Source organism: uncultured Erythrobacter sp. (assembly GCF_947499705.1).
Taxonomy (GTDB): Bacteria; Pseudomonadota; Alphaproteobacteria; order Sphingomonadales; family Sphingomonadaceae; genus Erythrobacter.
Genome location: NZ_CANMPJ010000001.1, coordinates 1,865,147 through 1,884,151 on the forward strand (window position 1 = coordinate 1,865,147; position 19,005 = coordinate 1,884,151).

At 60.2% G+C, this 19,005-nt stretch carries 20 protein-coding genes; 10 read left to right on the forward strand and 10 right to left on the reverse strand.

The genetic code is table 11. From position 1 onward, the window contains the following. Positions 1-47 precede the first annotated feature (47 nt). Complete coding sequence (locus Q0837_RS08925; RefSeq protein ID WP_298467784.1) at positions 48-743, forward strand: HAD-IA family hydrolase; 696 nt, start codon at positions 48-50, stop codon at positions 741-743. Here the strand turns inward: Q0837_RS08925 and Q0837_RS08930 are convergent. Further along, positions 701-1,198, reverse strand: coding sequence for a VOC family protein (locus tag Q0837_RS08930; RefSeq protein ID WP_298467787.1), 498 nt, complete (start codon positions 1,196-1,198; stop codon positions 701-703). The two genes, Q0837_RS08925 and Q0837_RS08930, sit on opposite strands and share 43 nt — an antisense overlap. A 209-nt stretch (positions 1,199-1,407) precedes the next feature. Between Q0837_RS08930 and Q0837_RS08935 the strand changes: the two genes are divergently transcribed. The 3 genes from Q0837_RS08935 (at position 1,408) to Q0837_RS08945 (ending at position 4,291) form a co-directional block, all read left to right on the forward strand. After that, positions 1,408-2,337, forward strand: coding sequence for an SDR family NAD(P)-dependent oxidoreductase (locus Q0837_RS08935; RefSeq protein ID WP_298467790.1), 930 nt, complete (start codon positions 1,408-1,410; stop codon positions 2,335-2,337). Between the two features lie 187 nt (positions 2,338-2,524). Next, positions 2,525-3,034: a DUF4328 domain-containing protein gene (locus Q0837_RS08940; protein ID WP_298467793.1), complete on the forward strand. Its 510-nt coding sequence runs from the start codon at positions 2,525-2,527 to the stop codon at positions 3,032-3,034. A gap of 84 nt (positions 3,035-3,118) precedes the next feature. Further along, on the forward strand, positions 3,119-4,291 hold the full coding sequence (locus Q0837_RS08945; RefSeq protein ID WP_298467795.1) for a hypothetical protein: 1,173 nt from the start codon (positions 3,119-3,121) through the stop codon (positions 4,289-4,291). Here the strand turns inward: Q0837_RS08945 and Q0837_RS08950 are convergent. From Q0837_RS08950 to Q0837_RS08965, 4 genes are read right to left on the reverse strand one after another with little or no spacing between them, the layout of a single operon-like run. Next, positions 4,288-4,656 (reverse strand): DUF2794 domain-containing protein, encoded by a 369-nt coding sequence (locus Q0837_RS08950; protein WP_298467798.1) that lies wholly within the window; start codon positions 4,654-4,656, stop codon positions 4,288-4,290. The two genes, Q0837_RS08945 and Q0837_RS08950, sit on opposite strands and share 4 nt — an antisense overlap. Beyond that, positions 4,656-5,372 carry a serine O-acetyltransferase EpsC gene (gene epsC, locus Q0837_RS08955; protein ID WP_298467801.1) on the reverse strand — a complete coding sequence of 239 codons (717 nt, stop codon included), beginning with the start codon at positions 5,370-5,372 and terminating at the stop codon, positions 4,656-4,658. Before epsC ends, Q0837_RS08950 begins: the two co-directional genes overlap by 1 nt. Positions 5,373-5,426: 54 nt before the next feature. After that, entirely contained in the window at positions 5,427-6,080 is a 654-nt protein-coding gene (locus Q0837_RS08960; RefSeq protein ID WP_298467804.1) for a DnaA/Hda family protein, read from the reverse strand. Positions 6,081-6,095: 15 nt separating this feature from the next. After that, positions 6,096-7,349 carry a heavy-metal-associated domain-containing protein gene (locus tag Q0837_RS08965; RefSeq protein WP_298467807.1) on the reverse strand — a complete coding sequence of 418 codons (1,254 nt, stop codon included), beginning with the start codon at positions 7,347-7,349 and terminating at the stop codon, positions 6,096-6,098. Positions 7,350-7,486: 137 nt separating this feature from the next. Between Q0837_RS08965 and purM the strand changes: the two genes are divergently transcribed. The 5 genes from purM to Q0837_RS08990 all read left to right on the forward strand — a co-directional run bounded on the left by purM (position 7,487) and on the right by Q0837_RS08990 (position 12,983). Beyond that, positions 7,487-8,584 (forward strand): phosphoribosylformylglycinamidine cyclo-ligase, encoded by a 1,098-nt coding sequence (purM, locus tag Q0837_RS08970; protein WP_298467810.1) that lies wholly within the window; start codon positions 7,487-7,489, stop codon positions 8,582-8,584. Beyond that, positions 8,577-9,542: a phosphoribosylglycinamide formyltransferase gene (purN, locus tag Q0837_RS08975; protein WP_298467812.1), complete on the forward strand. Its 966-nt coding sequence runs from the start codon at positions 8,577-8,579 to the stop codon at positions 9,540-9,542. Before purM ends, purN begins: the two co-directional genes overlap by 8 nt. Continuing rightward, positions 9,542-10,744 (forward strand): sulfotransferase, encoded by a 1,203-nt coding sequence (locus Q0837_RS08980; RefSeq protein WP_298467815.1) that lies wholly within the window; start codon positions 9,542-9,544, stop codon positions 10,742-10,744. The genes purN and Q0837_RS08980 overlap by 1 nt, the downstream gene beginning before the upstream one ends. A 75-nt stretch (positions 10,745-10,819) precedes the next feature. After that, entirely contained in the window at positions 10,820-12,235 is a 1,416-nt protein-coding gene (locus Q0837_RS08985; RefSeq protein ID WP_298467818.1) for a metallophosphoesterase, read from the forward strand. A gap of 10 nt (positions 12,236-12,245) precedes the next feature. Next, positions 12,246-12,983, forward strand: coding sequence for a hypothetical protein (locus Q0837_RS08990; protein ID WP_298467823.1), 738 nt, complete (start codon positions 12,246-12,248; stop codon positions 12,981-12,983). 54 nt (positions 12,984-13,037) lie between these two features. On the opposite strand, the gene ndk is transcribed toward Q0837_RS08990, so the two are convergent. The 5 genes from ndk to Q0837_RS09015 all read right to left on the reverse strand — a co-directional run bounded on the left by ndk (position 13,038) and on the right by Q0837_RS09015 (position 16,331). Next, the gene (ndk, locus tag Q0837_RS08995; RefSeq protein ID WP_298467825.1) at positions 13,038-13,460 is read right to left on the reverse strand and encodes a nucleoside-diphosphate kinase; all 423 of its coding nucleotides are present in this window, start codon (positions 13,458-13,460) and stop codon (positions 13,038-13,040) included. A 121-nt stretch (positions 13,461-13,581) separates the two neighbouring features. After that, positions 13,582-14,109, reverse strand: a complete 528-nt coding sequence (locus tag Q0837_RS09000) for a hypothetical protein (RefSeq protein WP_298467828.1) — start codon at positions 14,107-14,109, stop codon at positions 13,582-13,584. Between the two features lie 71 nt (positions 14,110-14,180). Continuing rightward, positions 14,181-14,612, reverse strand: coding sequence for a DNA polymerase III subunit chi (locus Q0837_RS09005; RefSeq protein WP_298467831.1), 432 nt, complete (start codon positions 14,610-14,612; stop codon positions 14,181-14,183). 100 nt (positions 14,613-14,712) lie between these two features. Continuing rightward, on the reverse strand, positions 14,713-14,859 hold the full coding sequence (locus Q0837_RS09010) for a DUF2256 domain-containing protein (RefSeq protein ID WP_298467832.1): 147 nt from the start codon (positions 14,857-14,859) through the stop codon (positions 14,713-14,715). A gap of 11 nt (positions 14,860-14,870) precedes the next feature. Beyond that, entirely contained in the window at positions 14,871-16,331 is a 1,461-nt protein-coding gene (locus tag Q0837_RS09015) for a leucyl aminopeptidase (protein ID WP_298467834.1), read from the reverse strand. Positions 16,332-16,470: 139 nt separating this feature from the next. Here Q0837_RS09015 and Q0837_RS09020 point away from each other — a divergent pair, with 139 nt between their 5' ends. Then, positions 16,471-18,852, forward strand: coding sequence for an LPS assembly protein LptD (locus Q0837_RS09020; RefSeq protein ID WP_298467837.1), 2,382 nt, complete (start codon positions 16,471-16,473; stop codon positions 18,850-18,852). Positions 18,853-19,005 lie beyond the last annotated feature (153 nt).

Sequence of the window (19,005 nt, forward strand, 5' to 3'; positions counted from 1 at the left end):
GCCAGCAAATGCTTGCGGTTTGAAGTCGCTTCGCGCACTCCGCCCCAATGACAGACTTTCCATTCGATGCAGTCGGCTTCGATCTCGACGGCACTTTGCTCGATACGTTTCAGGACCTTGGCGCGGCGGTCAATCACGCATTGTCGCTTGGCGGATACGCGCCGGTCCCGGTCGACAGTTCAAAAGATCTGATCGGTGGCGGGGCCAAGATCATGCTCGCGCAAGCAGTTCAGGCACAAGGCGGGATCGCCGGCGGTTTGGAAGGTGACGACTTTCGCGGCCTCTACAAAGCGATGCTGCGATATTATTCGGAGAACAACGCGGTGCACTCCGCGCCCTACCCCCATGCCCGTGAGGTAGTGGCGGAACTGGCAGAGCGCGGCGTCAAGATGGCGGTTGTGACCAACAAGTTCGAGGAGTTCGCGCGCTCGATCCTGACCCAGCTCGATTTCATCGCTCCGTTCGAAACGGTGATCGGCGGCGACAGTATGGGCAAAGGCGCGGACGGCAAGTTTCTGTCCAAACCTCACCCGCAGCCGGTGCTCGAAGCGCAAAAGCGTTGCGGCGCCGGGCGGTTCGCCTTTGTCGGCGACTCAACCTACGACGTGAAAGCGGCCAAGGCTGCCAATGTTCCGGTGATCGGCGCCGCCTACGGCTATTGCGACAAACCGCCGCGGGAGCTTGGCGCAGATGCTGTGATTCAATCGCTAGATGAATTGGTTGCCGCGCTCGAAAGACTGTAGAACTCGACCAAATTTCCCTCGGGATCGCGCAGTTTGATCAGCGCTATTGGTCCTTCCCTGATGACTTCGTCTGACACCAGCCGATCAGGAGCAATGGCTTTCAAACGGGTGAAAGTGGCGTCGATGTCCTTTACGCGCAAATAGGGGACGGTCCGATCGCCAATCTCGGCATCGGGCGCAAATTGCGCGCGCGATGCAACAGCGAATAGGCCGCCTTCAATGTAGAAGCCAACGAAGACCGGATTTTCAAACACCGGATCAAGCCCCAGCAATTCGACATAAAACGCCTTCGCTGCGGCAAGATCATCGACGAGCGTGTAAACGCCTGCTTGCTCGAATTCGATCGCGGGAATCGCTTCGGGGATATCTTCGGCAAGAGCTGTTGTCGGTGCGACAATCATCAGCGTCATAGCGGACGCGATAAGTAGGCGAGGCATCGCAGTTAGCTTCATCATGCGCACCACTATAGCCGCAGTCAGGCGCTTGGCGAATCGACGTTTGCGAAAGAGATTTTGACCTTTGCCCAATTCGAGCCGCGTTGTGCCCTTACGGCATGGCGGGATCAGTGTCCGCGGTGTTGCAACGCAGCACAGAAAGTGCCACCCAGCGCCCACAAAAGTTTACGCACGCGTAAAGCGCGGCGAGCAGGACGGAAGGAAACAACATGAGCATCGATTTCAAAGATAAAGTCGCAATCGTAACCGGAGCTGGCGGCGGTCTGGGCCGGGAATACGCTCTTGAGCTGGCACGGCGCGGCGCGAAGGTCGTCGTCAACGATCTTGGCGGTTCGCGCGACGGAACCGGCCATTCGGACATGGCGCTGAAGGTCGTCGAAGAAATCGAGGCCATGGGCGGCGAAGCCATGTCGAATGGCGGCTCGGTCACCGAATACGAGCAGATGGAAAAGATGGTCGCCGACGCCAAACAGAAATGGGGCGGCGTGCACATCCTCATCAACAATGCGGGCGTGCTGCGCGACAAGACGTTCCACAAGATGACGCCGGACGATTTCGAATTCGTCCTCAAGGTTCACCTTACCGGATCGGCCTTTGTGACCAAGGCGTGCTGGGAAACCTTCCGCGAGCAGGCCTATGGCCGCGTTCTTATGACCGCTTCGTCGACTGGCCTGTTCGGCAATTTCGGCCAGGCGAACTATGGCGCTGCGAAGCTGGGCCTTGCCGGTCTGACCAAGACGCTCCAGCTCGAAGGCGCGAAGTACAATATCCGCGTGAACTCGCTTTCGCCAGTTGCCGGCACGCGCATGACTGAAGACCTGTTCCCCGAAGAAGCGTTCAAGCTGTTCGATCCGGTGAACGTGGTTCCGGCCGCACTCTACCTCGTCAGCGAAGACTCGCCGACCAACGCCATCATCGGCGCGGGTGCAGGCGGATACCACTCTTCATGGGTGGTGATGAACGACGCCGTGTGGCTGCCCGATGGCCAGCGCACGGTCGAAGGCTTTGCTGATCGCTGGGACGACATCAGCTCTTTCACCAACCTAGTCGCCCCGCAATCGGGCAGCGAGCAGTCCGGAGCCATCCTGAAAGCGATGCAAAAGGTAACCGGCACGGGACCGGATAGCGCGCGGGGTTAAGTCTCGGGCAAGTAAACCGCGACGAAAAATTCACTTGCATATCAGAAGCCCCCGTTCAGAAATGAACGGGGGCTCTTCTCTAGGGGCTGCAGAAATCGACACTGAATTCGAAAGAGGTCTCGCCCAGGCGAGAACGCTTGGTTTAGCCGCGATATTCACGGCCGGGTTCGTAGCCTTCACAAGCGTATTGTCAGCGTTGGGCATTGCCGCGTTCCTCAACGACTTATGGCCCGCTGCCCTGATCGGAACCTATGAGTGGCACGGTCTGGACATCCTGGTGCTGACCGACCTTACGGTGCTCATTTTGAGCTGGTTCGCAGTCGGCAGCTGGATTTACCGGGCTCACGCCAACTTCGATCTGATCGACGGACCAGCAAAGACATTCACGCCGGGTTGGTCGGTAGGTTGGTTCGCAATTCCATTTGCGAATTTTGTCATGCCATTCAAGGCCATGAAGGAGTTGTGGCAGGCGAGCCACGCGATGCCAGTCGACAGCGAGCAAACGGCACCGGGCCTTCTTTGGCTGTGGTGGTTGAGTTGGCTCGGCGGAAGCGTGGCGCAATATGGAGACTACTATGGCTGGCTCGACATCGTTGGGTACGCAGCGACCAGTGTGTCGGCCGCGTGTCTCATAGTGATCGTTCATCGCATCAATCGAGCTCAACCATCCATGTCGATCGCGAGCACGTTCGAATAGATCAAAAATCAACAGACCTCAGACAGGCGTATTGACACAGTAACACACCTCCCATAGCTTCGCCGCATATTGGAGGGGTTCGCCATGTACAGCGAAGACGATATCAATTCCGCCGTTGCCGCAGGGGCGCTCAGCGCTGAATCTGCCGCCGGTTTCCGCGCCTATATGTCGAAAGTGCGCGAGCTACCGCGCGGCTCGGAAGAGAACTTTCGACTGATCAACAGCTTCAACGACATCTTCGTCGCCATCGGTATTGTCATCCTGCTGATCGCGGTCGGCGCGATTGGCCAGGCGATTGGTGGCCTTGTCTTCCCCGCTGAAACCTGGTCGGAAATGGTTCAGCGCGATGCGACGGAAGCAGATTTCGAGGCGTGGCGCGACGCGCGCAACGTGGCTGACGCAATACAATTCTCGCTTGCAGGTCTGTTCGTTGCCGCGACCGCATGGCCACTTTCCGAGTTCTTTACCCGCAAGCGGCGCATGGCGCTTCCGTCCATCATCCTGCTGCTTGCTTTTGTCGGCGGAGTGTTTGCCACCATTGCCGCATCAAGCGTCGCCGTCGCCGAGGACGGAAATGAAGTTCTGGGTGCTGTCCTGATCACGGGCGCAGGTCTATTTGCTGCGGGCGCTGCCTATCTGCACTGGCGCCGTTTCCAGGTCCCGATCACGGTTGCGGCAGCGACTGGAGTGGCCGTTTTATCGCTGGTCATTGCGATCCTCGGCGTTGCCCAGATTGAGGGTGATTCGACGCCGTTCCTGGTCATCTTGTTCGTTGCAGGCCTGTGTGTCTTTGCCTTCGCTATGCGCTGGGACATTTCAGACCGCGAACGGATCACCCGTCGCAGCGATGTCGCGTTCTGGCTTCATTTGCTCGCGGCACCGCTGATCGCGCATCCCGTATTCGCCCTGATCGGGGTCACCGATGGCGACAATATTGGCATTCTCGCCGCAGTGGCCGTGCTCATCGTCTATGTCGCCTTCGGCCTGCTCGCACTGGCGATCGATCGCCGGGCGCTGCTGGTCTCCGCCCTCGCCTACGTTCTGTTCGCGCTTACATTCCTCTTCCGCGAATTTGGTGCAGTGGAGCTCAACTTTGCTCTGACGGCGCTGGTCATTGGTTCGGCGTTACTGAGCCTGTCGGCCTTCTGGCAGCCAATCCGCCGCTCGGTGGTGTCGGCCTTGCCCGAGGGTATCCAGGCGAAGCTACCCGCTACAGAGGATGTGGATGTGCAGCTGGCTGCGGCGAGCCCCGCCTAGTCGCCGTCCACAGCCTTCAACAACCGCCGCTCCATTGGGGCGAGGACGCCTGCGAGTTCGTGCCCGCGCTTGAGCACTTGGCCATGCTCACCGAATAGGGTCCACATACCCTGCTTGTTGCGCAGCGCAGGACGCTTCTCAACCCGGGCTTGCGGGCGTTCAGCGGTGCGGCGAAAGGCGGCGAAGCTCGCGGCGTTCTTATCGAAATCCATCGCGTAATCGCGCCATTGCCCGGCGGCGACCATGCGGCCGTAGAGATCGAGAATGCGCTGCAGCTCTTTACGTTCGAACCCGATTTGACCGCGTGCACGACCGGGAAAGGATACAACCTGACCGGACGTTCCGGCCCCCAGACCCGCTGCCATCAGTCGTCAGTTCCACTTTTTTGGGCGATTTCGCGGTCTTGCTCAGAGGGTGCCGGCAGCCTGTCTTCCTTCAGATTGGCAATCTCGGCCTTCATCGCCGCAAGTTCGCCTTCGAGCTTTTCGATGCAATCCACCCGATTGCCTTCTGAATCTTCGCAAGGCGCACCATAGGGAATGAATTCCTTGATCCACTCTTCCGCTGGGACAAGTGTCGAACGAGCTTTGAAGCCGACCATCGTCGCCCCGCCTGGAACATCTTCCATAACCACTGCATTCGCGCCGATACGCGCCCGCTCGCCGACCGTGATCGGGCCGATGATCTGCGCGCCGGACCCGATTATGACATTGTCCGCAATTGTCGGGTGCCGTTTACCCCCAACGCCATTGGTCGGATTTGTCCCACCAAGAGTAACACACTGGTAAATCGTGACATTGTCGCCGATTTCAGCGGTCTCGCCGATGACGGTAAACCCATGGTCGATGAAGAAATTCTTCCCGATGGTCGCGCCAGGGTGGATATCAATAGCGGTCAGCAGTCGGCCAAAATGGTTCACGAACCGCGCGAGGAAATAGAGCTTCGCGTCGAACAGCCAGTGTGCCACGCGGTGGAAACCGAGTGCCCAAACACCTGGATATAAAAGGATTTCCCAGCGCGATCGGGGGGCCGGATCACGCGCATGGATGGAGTCCAGATAGGCTTTGAGCCGGTCGAACATGGCAACTTTCTCCCACCAAACGCTTTGGAATGCAAATCGCGTTCGAGCGCAGACCTAAATCAGCCGCTGCTGTTCTGGCCCTTGCAAGGCCTCTAACGCAGCACGCCAAACCGACATGGTGGCGGGCACCTGTCGTTCAAGGCTGATGCGATCGATCGTCGCAATCAATTGCTCAAGGTCGGCGACACTGCGCTGCGCGCGCGGCACGAGATACTCTGCGGCTCCCTCTGCAAGCGCGAGGCCGCGCTGGGCCGCAATCGTCTCGATCAATTCCGCCGTCATGGCGTCATCGGGGTCGCCAATCTCTAGCTGCAGCGACCCGCCCAACCGCGAGCGAAGATCAGGCAATTCGATCTCCCACGGCCGCGTATCCGCGATCAGCAGCAGTTTGCCGCCCGATTTCGAGCCACCTTGCTGGACCGCGTTCCAGCGGTGGAACAGTTCCGTTTCATCGAGTGCATCCGCCCCGTCGATCACTTCGACACGTTGAGTAGCGAACTCGCCTGCAACCCAACGCCCGAGCAGCGATTTTCCTGAACGTGGAGGCCCGGTCAGTATTGCCGTGCCAAAGGGCCAACTCTCCGGATCGCGCAACGCTTCGATCACCGCGGCATTGGCATTGCCAACCACGATCCGCTCCGGCGTATCGCTCCCGCCCGGTTCGAGCGGAAGTGCAATCTGGGAAACAGGTTTCCGAGTGTCAGGCAATGACTTGGCCCTCACTCAGCGGCTGATGGCGAGCGCGTTGGCACCCTGACGCACTGTGAAGCCGCGTCCACGCAGGGCGCCCGCCAGCTCTTCCAGCGATCCGGCAAAGCTCACGCTCATGACGGAAGTTCCGCCCATGGCGGTGCTGGTTACGGACAGCGACCGCACGCCCGGCGTTCCGCGCACACCCGAAAGCGCTGCGTCGAAGGCCATCGGGTCCGGGGTCGTGAACTGCACCACGATATTGCGCACCGCCATCGCTGGAGGCGCTGTCGGTGTGGTGGGATCAGCGGCTGCTTGCGGATTCGATGCGGCCTGTTGAGCGGCGGCGGCAGCAGATTCGCGGGCGCGAATAGCGCGGCCGATTTCAATCAGGCGCGCAATCGCCGGATCAGCACGGCCAGCGCCGCCAGCAGTCAAAGTGGGGTCTGGCCGCAATTTCCCGTCCGCCAGAGCTTGCGAGAAGATCCCGTCCATCCGTTCAACCGCTTCGGTTAGCATCGCGGGGAGTTGCTCTGGGCCGTTCGCAGTGAGTTCGAAACTATCGAGAACTTCGCTGTCCGGGCCGTAGCGCGCGGTGAATTCTCCGGTGATTGGGCCGCCCGGAAACTGATGCTCCAACCGGGCAATCGGGACGAGCGCGTCAGCCGCCCCATACTGATCGAGGATGCTGCGCCACCATGCGCGGCTGCGCCGTCCAGTCTGTCCGTAATTGAGCAGCAGCGAATCGCCCCCTGCCCCGCTCGGCCGCACATAGTCGATCCGGCTGGTGCCGGGATTGAACTCGGCCCAGGCAACTTGCCATGGATTGCGCACTTCGAACGTCGTGTAGGTCCCGGCGCTGGCGGTAACTGGCAACAACAGCATTGGCGCAGAACTGCGTTGGCGAGCAGTCCCGCCGAGGTAGCGCCCTGCGCGCTGGCGATCGAACACCACGCCCAATGTCGCAATATAGCGCTTCGGGCCGATCCGTTCGCGCTGGATCACGATCGCGGACACCATCGATTGCAGCTGCGCATCGGAGATTGCCGGACCGTTGACCTTCCGCCAAGCCTCACGCTGCGCGTCCTGCCACGCCTTTTGCCGAGCTGCCTCGCCCGTTTCAGCGCGAACATCGACTTCGATCCCGCGCACCTCGATATCGGAGCTGGAAGCGGTCGGCGCGACACCGCGTTCTCCGGATATCTGCGCCAGAACCAGTGCATAGCCACCGCCAAGCAGCGTTAGCGCCAGCAAGGCAGACACAATCCACCGCACGCGCGCCGACATAAATGCGCGCGGTACCGCTGGAGAAAGGGCCTCGGCAACCGGGCCTGGAAGGGTATTCGTCACCGTCATCGGGGAAATCGAGCGCCTTTTGCCCAAAGGCGAGTGGAATTCCAAGCGTGAATGGCTAAACCCGCCTCATGAGCGCGAAGAACTCCCCATATACTTACGAGCAAGCCGGTGTTTCGATCGAAGCCGGCAACGCTTTGGTCAAAGCAATCGCGCCCTTGGCGAAAGCGACCGCCCGGCCCGGTGCAACCAGCGAGCTTGGGGGATTCGGAGGATTCTTCGACCCGAAAGCAGCGGGATATACAGACCCGCTTCTGGTTGCGGCCAACGATGGTGTTGGCACGAAACTGAAGCTCGCCATCGATTACGATAGGCACGACAGCGTCGGGATCGATCTCGTCGCGATGTGCGTGAACGATCTGATCGTTCAGGGCGCTGAGCCGCTGTTTTTCCTCGATTACTTCGCGACCGGTGAGCTGGAGAACGGCGTCGCCGAGCGCGTGGTCGCGGGAATCGCCGATGGCTGCAAGCAAGCGGGCTGCGCGTTGATCGGGGGCGAGACGGCGGAGATGCCGGGCATGTATGCTGATGGAGATTACGACCTTGCCGGATTCTGCGTCGGCGCGGTCGAGCGCGGCGAGCAGCTGACGGGGGACAAGGTCGCTCCGGGCGACGTTTTGCTGGGCCTTGCCAGTTCAGGCGTGCATTCGAACGGCTATTCGCTGGTGCGCCGGTTGGCTGCCGACTTCGACTGGCAACTTGACGCGCCGGCTCCCTTTGACGCTGACCGCTTGCTCATCGACGCGCTGATCGAGCCGACCCGGATCTATGTCGCGAGCCTGCTGCCACTGATCCGCGACGGAATGATCAATGGCCTGGCCCACATTACAGGCGGCGGATTGCTGGAGAACATCCCGCGCATCCTGCCAGAGGGCGCTCATGCGATGGTCGACGCCGATGCTTGGGATCAACCCGGCCTGATGGCGTTTCTGCAAGCGCAAGGCAGCATCATTCCGGAAGAAATGGCACGCACATTTAATTGCGGCGTTGGCATGATTTTCTCTGTTACCCCCAAGAACGCGGAAGCTGTTTCTGAACGCCTTGAAGCGGCAGGAGAAACTGTGGTGCGAGTTGGAGCTGTCGATGCTGGGACGCGCGGCTGCACTGTGCGCGGTTCACAGGGAACATGGAGCGCCGCCACGGACTGGGAGGCCACGCACCTTGGCTGAGAAGGCCAAAATCGCGGTCTTCATTTCGGGCACCGGCACCAATATGGCGGCGCTGCTCTACGCCAGTCGCTTGGAAAGCTCGCCCTTTGAAATCGTGCTGATCGCGAGCAACATAGCGAGCGCAGACGGCTTGGCGTTGGCCGAATTAGAAGGCATTCCCACCTTCGTTCATTCGCACAAAGGGCATAGCCGCGAAGATCATGACACGGCGATGGAAGCTGCAGCCAAGCAGGCCGGCACGGAGTTCATCGTACTAGCTGGCTATATGCGCGTCCTGTCCGACGCATTCGTGGAACGCTGGGATGGCCGCATACTTAACATCCACCCCTCGCTGCTGCCCAAGTACAAAGGCCTCGACCCGCATGCGCGGGCAATCGAAGCCGGAGACAGCCACGCCGGCGCAAGCGTGCATCTGGTGACGCCCGAACTCGACGCAGGTGAAGTACTCGCGCAGGCCAAGGTCGCAATTGCGCCTGATGACACCGCAGAGACGCTGCAAGCGCGGGTCAAGCTCGCCGAGCACCAGCTCTACCCCCGAGCCGTTGCGGACTATGTCGCGCGGGGCAACGATCCCGATTGTCTCTTCGGTCAATTGCGCAGCCTCGCCCTCGCCTTGCCCGAAACACACGAACGCGAGAGTCACGGCTCGCCCGGCTTCCGCGTCGGCAGTGAGAAATCGGGCAAGTTCTTTGCCTATTTCAGCGACCGCCACCATGGCAGCGAGCACATAGCCCTGCTCGTGAAAACGAGCGGCATGGACGAGTTATTGAATCTCGTCGAAGCGCAGCCAGATATCTACTACAAACCCGCCTTTTACGGCGCGAGCGGCTGGGTCGGCGTGATCCTCAACCGGCCGAATATCGACTGGGACCACATCGAGGAATGGCTTGGCCGGAGCTGGCGCGCGGTTGCACCGGCGCGGCTCACGAAACTGCTCGATGCGGCGGACATGTTCTGATGACTCCTCCGCGCGAACACCTGCTTGCACGCGCGCCGACGGCTGAGCGTGCCAATGCCTTTCTTGGCAAGGCATGGGGCAGAGGGTGGCTCCCTACCCCCGCGCTTGATCCGGAAGAATTGTGGGCCATCGCTGCCAAGGGTCTTGGCGAGCGTGCCAAAGATGCCGAGATCGGCGGGCGCCGCCCCGAGGATGTCGCCGATTTCAGACTGCGCCTGCATGTTCTGACCGAGGCTATCAACGACGAAGCCAAGCTCAATTCGCTTGGCCGCGCGATGGCGCATGGGCAATTGACGCGGGTGATCCGCTCCCGGCTGCAACTCGGCGATCTGTGGACGCGCCGCCCCGAATTGCTGGCGACGAAGCTCGCGCCGCCAATCATCGTCATCGGGCATATGCGCAGCGGAACCACCCGCATTCACAAGCTGCTCGCAGCCGATCCGGCGCATTCGCACACGCGCTACTGCGATGCGTGGCACCCGGTGCCGGGCAATCGCGGCATGCGGCGGATGAAGGGCGCGTTCGATCTTGCCATGCTCGGGTGGCTCAATCCGTGGCTGCAATCGATCCACCCAATGGCGAGCGGCGAAGTTGAGGAAGAGCTGGCATGGCTGGCCGCTGCGCTCAACCATTCGATCTACGAATCGCAGTGGCACATCCCGACCTATTCGGCATTCAGCGAAGCGCGCGATCCGGCTCCGATCTACCGCGAGTTTTCCCGCGTGCTCCGCACCGACGCTGCCCACCGCGATATTGCTGCGAAACCCCGCGTGCTCAAGGTCCCGCAATTTTCTGAAGATCTCGCGCGGCTGCTCGCAGAGTTTCCCGATGCACGCATTGTCCTCGCCGAACGCGATGGCGACGCCGTGCTGCGCAGCGCCGTTTCGCTGGCCGCCAACCAGATGGCTATACAGTGCGACGCCTGCGATCTCGAACAGATCGAAGCTCTGTGGCGGCACAAGATCGCACTGCGCGAACAGCGGATCGCGGCGGCGCTCGCCGGTTGGAAGGGGCCGGTCGCACGGCTTGAATTCGACGCACTCAACGCGGACTGGGAAAGCCAGATCGCGCGCGCCTATTCAGATCTCGGCCTTGAACTGACAGGCCCTGCGCTCAGCGCGATGCGCGCCACCATGGCGATGAGCGAATCCGGCCAACACCATGGTCATTCCGAACAATTGGCTCGGTTTGCAGCGAGTTAATCGGCACAATTTCGTGAATCCGTAAATACTGTGATAGTCCTTGACCCGACAATACTCAGGTGGGGGAGTACGGGTATGAGTTTCAGGAAATCACTAGGCGTCGCTTTGGCGACGTTCAGCGCAGCAATTCTTGCCAGTTGCAGCGGCGGGAACGATGAAATGGCCGTCGAAGGCCTGCTCGATGAGACCGAGGTTGAAGCCGCGAGCGCACCCACACTGACCGGAAAGTTTCTTCACCTCAGCGATATCCACTTCGATCCGACCGCCGATGGGTTCGGGCCGAAACTCGCCAAGGCCAAATCAGTCGATGAATGGAAGACAATCCTGAAGCCCGCTGAGGCTTTCCCGATGTCGAACAACAATTCGGGACGGCGCGATTCGAACTATGGTTTGATGATCTCCGCGCTTGACGAGGCCAAGAAACAGGGGCCGTATGACTTCATCGTTTATACAGGCGATTACCTCCCTCATTATTTCATTCAGGGAAAGCCCAGCGACATCAGCGATACCGACTTCAAGGCTGGGTCGATCGCCTTGGTCAACGGACTGATAAAGGACCGGTTTGGAGACACGCCGCTGATCGCAGCGCTAGGCAACAACGACGCTGCTCCCGGAGACTATCTGCTCCAGCAAAACAGCGATTTTCTCGACCAGGTGGGTCAATCGATCCCGGTCGTGAAAGGCGACGCGGCAGCGACGAAGAGCTTCAAGGCGGGCGGCAATTACCTCGTCAGCCCACCAAACCTGCCGGTCGATTTCCTGGTGCTCAGCGTGTTCTGGTCGCACGAATATCCGGGTCAGACCCGGCATTGCGGCAGGCATCCAGCGACCGCTGGCAACGCGCAAATGAAATTCCTGACCGATACACTCGGCAATCGCACCGATACGGATCGCCCTCTGATGCTGGTCACGCATATTCCGCCGGGCATGGACGGGTTCTCCTCCCGCAAAAACAGCGAAGCGCGGCATCAATGGTGCGAAGACCACGATTATCTGAGCGATTTTCTGAGCGCTGTTTCAGGCAGTAAAGACGATTTTGCGATGGCCTTTGCCGGGCATACGCACATGGACAGTTTCCGGGTGCTGAGCGACCAGAGTTCGCCCTATCTCGCCATGCGTATCGGCCCGGCGGTCACGACCTGGAATGGCAACGCGCCGTCATTCACGGTGATGGATTACAATACGACCGACGGCGCTGTTTCCGATTACAACGTCTACACGCTCACCAATGTCGACGACAACGTCCCTGCGGCCAAGGCGACTTGGTCGAAGGAGTACAGCTTCGCCAGCGCCTATGGGAGCGGCGGCTACACCGCCAAGAAACTCGCCAGCGTTGCCGATTCCATCGAGACGGGCACCGGCTCGGACTACACCGCGTTCACAACCTACTACAAAGCGGAACCGGGCATGCCGAGACAGTGGCGCTACTTCGCCTGCGCCACCAACGAATTGAGCGATTCTGCCTACAACAGCTGCGCAACCGGTCGATAAGGAGACGAGCATGACACAGGAATATTTGAAGTGGAGCGACCTTGCGGCGCTGGATTCAAGCCCAGAGGAAGTGCGCGCCGGGTTCGAAAAAATGTTTCTGCGACAGCCCAATGGTATCGCGCTCAACAAGACCGTCTATTTCGATGAGAACCTGCCGTCTTGCACACAGAGAGACGGGTATTGGTGCTATAAAACGCTTGGCGAAATCGCATTCTCGCCGGGTCCTGACGGATCTCTACCCAACCCGGTTGTGGGTTCCAATCTTGCCATCAACAAGAGCGAAGAAACTGCCACGATCACCGTTGAAGTCGACTGCAGCTGGCAGGAGTCGACCAGCTGGTCGAGCTCTGTGACGGAGGGCATGAGCTACTCCGAAGAGATCAATCTTGCCGGTAGTTTCAAGTCGGGCACGTCGTTCAACATTTCGACGACAACCGGAGGGTCAAGTTCTCACTCTGTGACTAAGACGGAGCTGGCTTCGGTGTCCGTCAAAGTGCCTCCACGATCCAAAATCAGGGTCGACATGGTCGCAAACTTTGCGACCGAAACGATGAACTTCACCGCTCCGATCCAAGTCACCGGATGGATGGGGTGCAACTACGACCCACCGCTCAACGATCACTATTTCTATTACAGTGAGGTAGAGGCGTTATTGCCAAAGACTTCGGCGCTCTTGAGCGGCAAAATCACCAATACCTATTCGATGCAAATACAATCGGTAATCGGTCGAGTTGAGCCAATTGACTAACTCGTACCGGTGTGCCGCGTGGGAGTCGGCGCTCCCACGCCTCACAGCTTTCGCCTAACCGACGATTTCGTCGTCGTTGAAGAAGAAGTCGATTTCGATCGCGGCGTTTTCGTCGCTGTCCGAACCGTGGACGGTGTTTTCGCCGATCGACAGCGCGTGTTCCTTGCGGATCGTGCCAGCGTCGGCTTCTGCCGGGTTCGTTGCGCCCATGATATCGCGGTTGCGTTTCACGGCGTCTTCACCTTCGAGCACCTGCACGACAACCGGTTCGCTCATCATGAATTCGACGAGTTCACCGAAGAACGGGCGCTCACTGTGTACTGCGTAAAAGCCTTCGGCCTGCTCTTTGCTCATGTGGATGCGCTTGGAAGCGACGACGCGCAGGCCAGCTTCTTCCAGCATCTTGGTGACGGCACCGGTCAGATTGCGGCGCGTGGCATCGGGTTTGATGATCGAAAAGGTGCGGGTGACCGCCATGATAGTTTCCTTGAGAAAAGAGATCGAAGAGAAAGCGCGGACCTGCCGCGCCGGGGGAATGATTCCGGCGCGCCTCTAACGCTGGCGCTCTTTCAGTTCAAGTCTTGGTCGGCGCGATCGCCTATTGGTCCGGTTTCGATCCGATCATCAGCTGCGCAGTAGTCGCAGAATCTCCGTCCTTGCTGGCATTGACCATGAAGCTGGTGCCCTGCGCTTCATTCTCACCTGCGATCATCTTGTTGCCGTTCATGTCGGCGTCGATCTGGATCGTGATCCCGGCCTTTTCAGCCTGACCGCGATAGAATTTCGCGATCTTTTCGGGGCTGTCTTCGCTTTCGAACAGGATCATGCTTCCAGTGCCTTCGGTGCTGTTCGTGACCGAAGTGTTCGAAACGATCTTGGCGCCCGGATACAGGCTAAACCCGTTGGGCAGCTCCGCCACCAATTCGCCGCCGGTTCGCGCCACGACCTCTTCGCCATCGGGGCCGGTGATCCGGGTTGTCATTCCCTCATCGCTGTCACCGTCGCCGTCGACCGAATATTCGATCGTCTCACCGTCTTCGCCGGTGATGGTGCCCGATTGTTCGGAACCGCACGCAGACAGCGCCAGCGCGCTCGCACAGGTGATGGAAGTCAGCACAAACCGCATTTCGGATCTCCCCTGATGTTGGGTACGATCATCACTGATTGGCTGGCATAGTGCAACCGCAGCGCGGGAAATCAGGCAACCTTGACCCATTTGCCGCCGTCCTGACGGAAGAACGCGCGTTCAATCTCCGCACCGTCAAGCGAGCGCCAGGTTGCGCGGGCCTGCTCCACGGTCCCATCGTCAAACAACAGGAAAGTCCGGTCGAAGCCGTCCGCCTCGCGGTAGTTGCCATCGGCGTAGATGACATGGCTCGCCTTGTTTGCCGGTTCGGGGACCTCTGAAAGCAGGATCGGCTGCGCTTCGGGCTGCGGCCCACTGGCGTCACCATTGGCGAGGAAACTATCCGGCCCGGCGCGCCACAAGCCCTGCGAAATCGCTTCTCGCTGCTCATGACTGTCGCTGACCACCAGTAGGCGTTCACCAGAATCGAGCACGCGCTGTGCGATCAGAGCGACGACCTTTTCAACCGGATCGCGAGAGAGTTGCCAGAAATCGACTTTCATACTTGACCATTAGCCAAAGCCACCCGCGCCCTCCACCCTTCCACCCGGAATACTTTCGGATACGATCCGGGTGGAAGGGTGGAGGGCGCGGGTGGCCCGGTCACTTCGAACGAGACCTCTTACACCGCTCAGAGCAATAGCGGACGTTGTCCCAGTCCCGCTCCCACTTCTTGCGCCAGGTGAACGGCAGACCGCATGCGGCGCAGGTCTTGGACGGCAGGTCCGACTTGCGCCGCATCTTTGGCACGGTGCGCGGCCTTATCCTTCGAAGTTTTCCGAGACCAACTGGTCGATCAGACGCGCGCCATAGCCGGTCGCGCCTTTGTCCCAAGTGTGTCCGGGCTTGTCGGCCCAGACCATGCCCGCAATGTCACAATGCGCCCACGGCGTGCCCTTCTTGATGAAGCGGTGTAGGAACTGTGCGGCCGTGATCGAGCCTGCCGGACGCGGCCCGACATTCTTGATGTCGGCGATCGGAGAATCGATCAGTTTGTCATAGGCCGGACCAATCGGCAGGCGCCAGAGCTTGTCACCGGTCGTCTTGCCTGCGCCCAGCAGCTGCTCCGAAAGATCATCGTCGTTAGAAAAAAGCCCGCCATGTTCGTGGCCCAGTGCGATGATCATCGCGCCAGTCAGCGTGGCGAAATCGATGATGCGCGCGGGATCGTATTCTTCCTGAGCCCAATGCAGCGCGTCGCACAGCACCAGCCGCCCTTCGGCATCGGTGTTGAGCACTTCGACCGTCTGGCCGCTCATGGTGGTCACAACATCGCCAGGACGCTGCGCTTTGCCATCGGGCATGTTCTCGACGAGGCCCATCACCGCGACGACATTCGCCTTGGCCTTGCGCGAAACCAGCGCGAGCATGCCGCCCGCGACCGCGCCTGCGCCGCCCATATCCCACTTCATGTCTTCCATACCGGGAGGCGGCTTTAGCGAGATGCCGCCGGTGTCGAAGGTGACGCCCTTGCCGACAAACACGGTCGGTTGTTCGTCAGGCTTGCCGCCATTCCAGGAGATCGCCAGCAGACGCGAAGGCCGCTCGGAGCCCTGCCCCACGCCTAGCAATGCGCCCATGCCAAGTTCAGCCATTGCGTCATCATCGAGCACTGTGATTTCCGCACCGGTGCCTTCGAACGCTTCTTCGCACAAAGCGACAAAGCTCTCCGGATAGACGATGTTGGCAGGCTCGGCGACGAGCATGCGAGTGAACTCGACACCCTTGGCGATGGCAGATGCTGTTTCCCACGCGTCTTCGGTCCCGGCTGGCGCGCCGATGACATGGACCTGCTCTAGCGATGGGCGCTTCTCAGCGGCGAGTTTGGTGCGATATTTGTCGTGCCGCCATGCGCGTAGCCGCACACCGAGCAAGACAGCGGCCGCTTCCTCGCCCGACAGATCGGCATGGCCGAGATCGAGCACCATAGCGGTCTCGCCGGAAGTCAGGAACTTCGCGGTCAGCGCCGCGCCAGCCTTTTCAACATTCAGCCGACGGTTCGCCGCTGCGCTTTCACCGGCACCGGTCAAGGCAACCCGCTTTAGCGAGCCTTCGTCCATGGCAAACCCTTCGAACACCTGACCGGTGCGCCCGGCAAAGCGCGCGGCGTGCGCGCCATCTGTCAGCGCCGCATCAAGATCGGCCAGCGCATCCCCCTGATTCACGACCCGGGCAACTAGCCGGACATTGGCAGGGGATGTTTCGGTGAATTGGATTTGCATGCTTTCTCCGCAATTGGCTGACAGCTCTGGGGGCCGCTGGGGACAGATTTAACGAACGCACGAAACGGCTTGTCGGTGCCGAGAAACGGGCATTGGAATGGCGATTGCGATTAGGCGCGAGCGGTGCGATAGGCAAGGCATGTCGGGAGGTTCAAAGGTAGCTGTTTTACTGGTTACCGCTGCAAATGTGCGCGCATCATCGCAGCTGGCCTCCGCTCGGGCGGCGCTGGCCGCTGCGCTTGTGGCTGCGCCAATGGTTTTGGCAGCTCCCGCTGCAGCCCAGTCCGAAACGCCGAGCGAAGAAGAAATCGAGGCTATCGAGCGGGCAATGGAGCAAGAGGGCTCCGGCAATCCGACCGGCTTGTTAGATACGCCGCCCGAACCGATCACGCTGGATGAGGCGCTGTTAGAAAGTTCCGGCGAGCGGATCGACTTCGAAGCCGATCAGCTCGCTTACGACAACGTGGCTGACGTCATAACAGCACGCGGCAATGTTGTTCTGCGCAGCGATGATCGCTCGGTCGTCGCAGATGAAGTGGTGTGGGACCGCAAAAGCGGCATGATCTTCGCAAATGGCAATGTCCGCTTCGTCGATGAGCGCGGCAATCAACTTTTCACCGATTCGATAGAACTCACCGACAAGTTCGAAGCAGGCGCAATGGAGGAATTGCTCGTCGCGCTGCGTGCAGGCGGACGATTGGCGGCACGATCTGGCGAGCGCGGTGAAGATGGCACAGTCATCTTGACAGATGCCGCCTACACCGCCTGCGCTGTCACAGGCGAAGATGACTGCGCCAAAGATCCGAGCTGGCGGATCACCGCCGACCGGGTCACCTATGACCCCGAAGAAAACCGGGTGCAGTTCGACGGCGCGATGCTGGAACTGTTCGGCGCGCGTATCCTGCCTCTGCCCGGCCTCGCCTTGCGCACCGACGGGAGAGCCGAGTCCGGCTTCCTTGTACCGAACATCCGGGTCTCCAACGTCAACGGTGTCGAAGTTTCGAGCGAATATTACTGGCGCCTGGCCGATAACAAGGATCTGACGCTGGGTGCCTTTGTCTTCTCCGAAGTGGCTCCGATGGTCTCCGCCGAGTGGCGTCACCTGACGGAGAAAGGAGCGTACCAGATCACAGGATACGCCACTTCCAGCAGCCGCGTCGCCGATTTCACCGGTGTCCCGACCACCGAGAGCGATCCGCGCGGGTATCTGTTCGCCAACGGGAAGTTCCAACTGACGCCCGAATGGAGCCTGACCGGATCAATCCGCGCTGCCAGCGACCGGACCTTCCTGCGGCGCTACGATCTCAGCCGCGATGACCGTTTGCGCTCGACCATCAATCTGGAGCGGATCGACGACAAATCGTACCTGTCACTCGCCGGATGGGCTACGCAGACGCTGCGGATCAATGCCGAGCAGGGTCAGATCCCGGTCGCACTGCCCGCTTTCGATTACCGGCGCCTGATAGACGACCCGGTTTTGGGCGGTGAGATCCAATTGCAGGCGAACACGCTCAGTCTGATCCGCACCGAGGGGCAGGATACCCAACGCGCTTTTGCCGGGGCGACATGGAACCTCAGCACTCTGACCAATTTCGGTCAGGTCGTGACCCTGACCGCCCTCGTGCGCGGCGATGTCTACAACACCAACGATACGCTTTCGACGGTGACCGAAATCTATCGCGGCAATGAAGGCTTCACCGCTCGCGGCATCGCGACGGCTGCGGTCGACGTAGAATGGCCATTCGTTGGTGAAGCCTTTGGCGGGACGCAGATATTCACGCCGCGGGTGCAACTGGTTGCCAGCCCCAAGATCCGCAATCTCGCCGTGCCCAACGAAGACGCGCGCGCCATCGACCTGGAGGATTCCAATCTGTTCGCGCTTAACCGCTTCCCCGGATACGACCGGGTCGAAGACGGAGTGCGGGTGACGTGGGGGGTCGACTGGGAACTCAACAAACCGAGCTGGCGTGTGAAGGCCAATGTCGGCCAATCCTACCGGCTTGAAGCGCAGGGCGACGAGTTTCCGGACGGCACCGGACTATCCGGACGGGTATCTGACTTCGTTGGTCGCGCGGAGGTGCGCTATCGCGATTTCCTGAAATTCACGCACCGATTCAGGCTCGACAAAGACAATCTCGCCATCCGCCGCAATGAAATCGACGCCACTATCGGATCACGCCGCACCTATATGGAAGTCGGTTACCTGCGCCTCAACCGCGACATCACCACCGTTGAGGATTTGCAGGACCGCGAGGAATTTCGCGCCGCTGGGCGGGTCGCCGTTACCAACAATTGGTCGGTGTTCGGGTCCGGCGTGTTCAACCTGACCGGTGCCGATGAAGACCCAACCTTTTCCCCGGACGGATTCGAACCGATCCGCACCCGGCTTGGCGTCGCCTACCAGGACGACTGCATCGAATTCGGCCTGACATGGCGGCGTGACTTTATCACCGCAGGTGACGCCGAGCGCGGAAACACCTTCCAGCTTTTCTTTGCGCTACGGAACCTCGGGTTCCGGTAGACGCGGGCCAGCTGTTCTTTGCGCTACGGAACCTCGGGTTCCGGTAGACGCGAGCCAGCTGTTCTTTGCGCTCCGCAATCTGAGCTCCCGCTGAGCCGCCGGAAACCATCCCCAGCCGCCGATTGGCACGGCAAATAAAAGTGGCTAATGGGT